Source organism: Rhizobacter sp. P5_C2 (assembly GCF_054049715.1).
Genome location: NZ_JBFULV010000199.1, coordinates 1 through 4,823, shown reverse-complemented (window position 1 = coordinate 4,823; position 4,823 = coordinate 1). Strand labels below are relative to the sequence as shown.

General features: G+C 69.4%; 6 protein-coding genes. 5 read left to right on the top strand and 1 reads right to left on the bottom strand.

The genetic code is table 11. The features are described 5' to 3' along the window. The 5 genes from ACXJLU_RS32745 to ACXJLU_RS32725 all read left to right on the top strand — a co-directional run. Positions 1-347, top strand: a 347-nt coding sequence (locus ACXJLU_RS32745; protein ID WP_457337909.1) for a hypothetical protein, incomplete at its 5' end; no start/stop codon positions are given. After that, positions 334-1,329 (top strand): type IV secretion system protein, encoded by a 996-nt coding sequence (locus tag ACXJLU_RS32740; RefSeq protein WP_073468859.1) that lies wholly within the window; start codon positions 334-336, stop codon positions 1,327-1,329. The genes ACXJLU_RS32745 and ACXJLU_RS32740, both read left to right, overlap by 14 nt. Then, positions 1,326-2,333, top strand: coding sequence for a type IV secretion system protein (locus ACXJLU_RS32735; RefSeq protein ID WP_457337908.1), 1,008 nt, complete (start codon positions 1,326-1,328; stop codon positions 2,331-2,333). Before ACXJLU_RS32740 ends, ACXJLU_RS32735 begins: the two co-directional genes overlap by 4 nt. After that, positions 2,330-3,304, top strand: a complete 975-nt coding sequence (locus ACXJLU_RS32730; RefSeq protein ID WP_457337907.1) for a type IV secretion system protein — start codon at positions 2,330-2,332, stop codon at positions 3,302-3,304. The genes ACXJLU_RS32735 and ACXJLU_RS32730 overlap by 4 nt, the downstream gene beginning before the upstream one ends. Before the next feature lie 160 nt (positions 3,305-3,464). Then, positions 3,465-4,265 carry a CHAP domain-containing protein gene (locus tag ACXJLU_RS32725; RefSeq protein WP_457337906.1) on the top strand — a complete coding sequence of 267 codons (801 nt, stop codon included), beginning with the start codon at positions 3,465-3,467 and terminating at the stop codon, positions 4,263-4,265. 120 nt (positions 4,266-4,385) lie between these two features. On the opposite strand, the gene ACXJLU_RS32720 is transcribed toward ACXJLU_RS32725, so the two are convergent. Then, on the bottom strand, positions 4,386-4,823 hold a 438-nt coding region (locus ACXJLU_RS32720), incomplete at its 5' end, for an isoaspartyl peptidase/L-asparaginase (protein WP_457337905.1).

Sequence of the window (4,823 nt, the reverse complement as noted above, 5' to 3'; positions counted from 1 at the left end):
CGCTGATGCAGCTCGGCGGGCCCGATTTCAGCGGCGGGGCCGCGCCGATGTCGATGCCGCGCAGCGCGCTCGCGTCGCGCGCCGCCGCCTCGGTGTTGGCCGACGACCTGAAGCGCCGCATCGCCGCCGGCCAGGTGGTCGGCGACGAGCCGCAGCGCCAGGCCGCGCAGCTCGGGCGCGACACGCTGGCGCTCGCKCTGCTCGACGTGCTGGCGCGCGAAGAGGCCATCAAGGATGCGGCGCTGCGCTATGGCCGGCAATTGCAGGCGCAGCTGCTGCAGACCGGCGCCGAGATGCGCCGCCTGGCCGACGCGGTGGAACGGGCGCCCGGCCATGCGGCGCTCTGAGCGCGCGGCGCTCGGCATCGTCGGCGCGCTGCTGCTCGCCGGCTGGGCGCTGCCGGCACACGCCGCGTCGCTGCCGGCGCTGCACGAGGTGTTCCTGGTGTTCGACAGCGTCACCGAGCAGATCACGCAGAAGATCGGCGACGCGCTCGGCACGCACGAGATCGAGATGGTGGTCAACGTGCTGTTCTCGGCGCTCGCGCTCGGGCTGTTCGTCTGGAAGTTCAGCGGCTACGCGCTGCGCGGCTTCGACCTGCTGGACATGATGGCGCTGATGATGACGCTGTTCTTCGTCTACCTGATCCTGAGCGCGTACAAGGCGATCTTCCCGGCCATCTTCGGCGCCGGGCGCTACGTGTCCGACGTGCTCGGGGCCGGCATCTCCGGGCGCGACCCGAAGGTCAGCCTGGCCGAGAACATCTTCGGCATGGTGGTGCAGGTCGACTTCCATTCGTCGTGCGACCTGTTCGACTGCCTCGGGCCCGGGGTCATGTCGTGGATCGCGGCGATCTTCGCGTACATCATCGTGATCGCGCTCGGCATCATCGCGACGCTGGTCGAGCTGTGGACGATGTGGGGCTTCCAGATCGCCTATGCGATCGGCTGGCTCACGGTGCCCTTCCTGCTGTTCGAGCGGCTGTCGTTCCTGTTCGACGGCTGGCTCAAGTTCTTCTTCGGCATGGTGGTCTACGTGATGGTCGCCAAGGTCAACCTGGCGCTGGTGCTGCTCGGGCTGGAGATCATGTTCGGCATCGCGCACGGCGGCGGCATCCCCGCCTCGCAGACGGTCGACGTCGACGGCTTCTTCTCGATCGTCGGCATGCTGGTGTTCCTCGCGGTGGGCATCGCGACGCTCTACAGCACCGGCCGTTTCGCGTCGGCCATCGTGCAGAACGCGGCCGGCGGCGGCGTCGGCGAGGTGGTGCAGCGGGCGGCGAGCGCCGCGGCCACCGCGGCCGGGGCGGCGATGGCGGTGGCGCTGTGACGGCTGCGCTGAAGGGTGCGCAGAAGCTGGCCGCGCTCGCGCTGCTGGTGGCGACGCCGCTCGCACATGCGGCGCTGAACGATGCCTTCAAGCGCATCGGCCAGTTCGAGGACGCGATCGTCGACCGCGTCAGCGCCGTCGTCTCGGGCGGCGCGATGCACTATGTCGCCACGCGGCTGTTCTTCGTGCTGGCGCTGGCGCTGTTCGTGCTGAAGTGCACCTCGTGGGCGCTGCGCGGCTTCAAGCTCGGCGAGATGGTCGAGACCGCGGTGCAGATCATGTTCACCGGGCTGATGCTGAGCATGTTCACGACCGTGGTGCCGGCCATCTTCAACGCGGCGCTGTTCGTCGGCGCGGCGCTGCTGGCCGGCATCATGGGGCTGGGCGGCGGCACCGCGGCGGCGGTCTCGACGCCGGCCTCGCTGGTCGACATGCTGGTCACCTACGGCATGCAGATCTCGCCGAACTGCCACCTCGGGTGGAACCCGCTGAACATCCTCGACTGCGTGCGCGGCGGCGCGGTGCAGATCGTCGCGGCGCTCGCGATCTCGCTGCTGCTGGCCGGGCTGTGCGTCGCGGTGATGCTGGTCGACGTGTGGGGCTTCTGGCTGTACGGCATCGCGCTCGCGACCGGGCCGGTGCTGCTGCCGTTCACGCTGTACCGGCGGCTGTCGTTCCTGTTCGAAGGCTGGCTGCGCTTCTTCTTCGGCGCGGTCATCTACCTGATCCTCGCGCGCGTCAACCTCGCGCTGGTGGTGGTGGCGCTGATGACCTACTGGGGCTCGACCGCCGCGGCGCTGAGCGGCGGCGGCTTCACGCCGCCGACGCTCGCGCCGATCGACGACGTGACGCAAGTGCTCGGGCTGATGCTGTTCGCCGGGGTCGGCATCTTCACGCTGCTGGCGACCGGCCGCTTCGCGAGCGCGATCGTCGCGGGCGCGGCGGCGGGCGGCATCAACTTCGGGCAGATGGCGCGCACCGTGACGCGCTGGGTGACGAGGTGAATCCGTCGGCTCGAAGCGCAGCACGGCTGCTGGTGCCGCTGCTGCTGTGCGCCGTGCTGCCGGCCCACGCCGCGCCGCCGGCCGACATGCCGTGGCTGCACGACATCTTCGTCACGCTGCGCGAGGCCAACGACGCGATGACGACGCACGTGTCGGCCGCCCTCACCTCCGCCAGCATCGGCATGGTGGTGCATGTGCTGTTCGCGTCGCTGTCGCTGTTCCTGTTCGTCTGGAAGTTCATCGGCTTCGCGCTGCGCGGCTTCGACATCGTCGACCTGTTGGAGCTCACCTTCACGGTCGGCTTCGTCTACCTGCTGCTGACCGGCTACCGCGGGCTGATGCCGGCGATCGCCGCGGCCACGCGCTTCATCGGCGACCACCTGGGCGGCAGCATCGCCGGCATCGGCACCGACCGCACGCTCGCCGAGGAGATCTTCACGACCGTGCTGCAGCTGAGCCTGCACCCGGTGTGCGACGGGCTGATGGACTGCATCACGAACCGCGCATATGCGATCTTCACGACCATGGTCGCGAGCCTGGGCATCCTGCTGCTCGGTGCGATCGCGACGGTGGTGGAGCTGTGGATGCAGTGGTGCTTCGAGATCGCGTTCGGCGTCGGCTGGTTCGCGATCCCGTTCCTGCTGTTCCGCCGGCTGTCGTTCCTGTTCGACGGCTGGCTGAAGCTGTTCTTCAACGTGATGATGTACGACCTGATCGCGAAGGTGACGCTATCGATGGTGCTGCTCGGCTTCCGCTCGATGAGCGCCGCCGCGACCGGCTCGATGGGCGCGACCATCGACGTGCACGGCCCGTACGACCTGATCGCGCTGTTCCTGTTCCTGGTGCTCGGCATGCTGGCGATGGCCTGCACCGGGCGCTTCGCGACCTCGGTGGTGGCGGGGATGTCGGGCACGGGTGGGCTGTTGCAGGATGTGGCGCGCTCGGCCGCACGATCTGCCGGCGGACGCTGACGCGGCCGTGCGGGCCGCCGCCCAGGCGCGCCCGACGAGTGCGTCAAGCCGCACGCCCCGCCCGCGCGTGCGCGTGGCAAATCAAGCACTTGGAGACGGGCCGTCCTGGCACGCGGCTGGCAACTGCTTCCGGCATCGACGACCGCTCACAGGAGATCCCATGGCGCTTCCGCTTGTCCACCGCTTCGCTCGCGTCCTGGCGCTGCTGGCGCTGGCCGCGCTGCCGCAGTTCGCGTCGGCCTTCGCCTGCGGCGCCCCGCCGTCGGCCTACATCGACGGCCAGCGCGGTGGCTTCACGGACTTCACCGATTCGACCGGGTTCCCGATCTTCAACAAGGAGCACTGCTACGGCAACCCGATCTTCAGCACCAACGGGCACGACACCTACACCAGCAACCCGTTCAACAACCGCACGATGACGAACAGCGGCTTCGGCTACCAGTGCACCGAGTTCCCGCAGCGCTACTACATCTTCCGCTTCCACAAGCGGCTGGTGGTGCCGTCGGCGGCCGACCTGTGCACCTTCAACCTGCCGCAGGGCGTGTCGCGCTTCAAGCCGGGCCAGGGCACGCCGGTGCCGGGCGACATCTTCGTGTTCGGCCGCGGCATGTGCGGCGCGAGCGGGGAGCACGGGCACGTGTCGATCGTCACGAAGGTCTACAACCCGTCGTCGATCCAGATCGCGCAGCAGAACATGCGCAGCGAGCGCTCGACGATCGCCAACGTGAAGACCAGCTGCGGCTGCGGCTTCCTGCATGCCGAGGACAACCTGGCGGCCAACATGCCCTGGACCGACACGCCGAGCGATGCGTGGGACCCGGACAACTTCCCGTGGGACGACCGGCCGATGGACACCAACGGCGGCAGCCTGATCGGCGATCCGGCGGACATGTGCACCTGCCGGTCCGATGACCCGACGCAGATCTGGCCGCTGTGCTGCAAGTTCCCGAAGGAGAAGTGAGCCTTCCACCAAGCACGTGCCCATCTCCGTTCGCCCTGAGCTAGTCGAAGGGCCTGCGCGCAGGGCACCAGGCTTCGACAAGCTCAGCCCGAACGGGTGGGGAGGCCCGAACGGGCCAGCTCACTCGAACACGGCCGTCGCCTGCGGCACGCCTTCACGGACCCAGGCGCGGTACATGCCCTGCGAATTGAAGGGCATCGCGAGCCTGCCGTCGGCCCCCAGCGCGACCAGCCCGCCGCGACCACCCAGCGGCTCCAGCGACTGCAGCATCGCGCCCTGCGCCGCCGCACCGACCGCCTGGCCGAGGTAGCGCATGCGCGCATGGATGTCGTGGGCGAGGCAGGCGCGGATGAAGTGCTCGCCGCTGCCGGTGCACGACACCGCGCAGCTCGCATCGTTGGCATATACGCCGGCACCGACGATCGGCGTGTCGCCGATGCGGCCTGGCGCCTTGTTCGTCATGCCGCCGGTCGACGTGGCCGCCGCGAGGTGCCCCTGCCGGTCGAGCGCGACCGCGCCGACCGTGCCGAACCGCGGCGCCTCCGGCGACAGCGGCAC

What these genes read in the sequence shown, in the direction of transcription:
- ACXJLU_RS32740 (WP_073468859.1), top strand. Translation starts at nt 334, where the DNA reads ATGCGGCGCTCTGAGCGCGCGGCGCTCGGCATCGTCGGCGCGCTGCTG.
- ACXJLU_RS32725 (WP_457337906.1), top strand. Translation starts at nt 3,465, where the DNA reads ATGGCGCTTCCGCTTGTCCACCGCTTCGCTCGCGTCCTGGCGCTGCTG.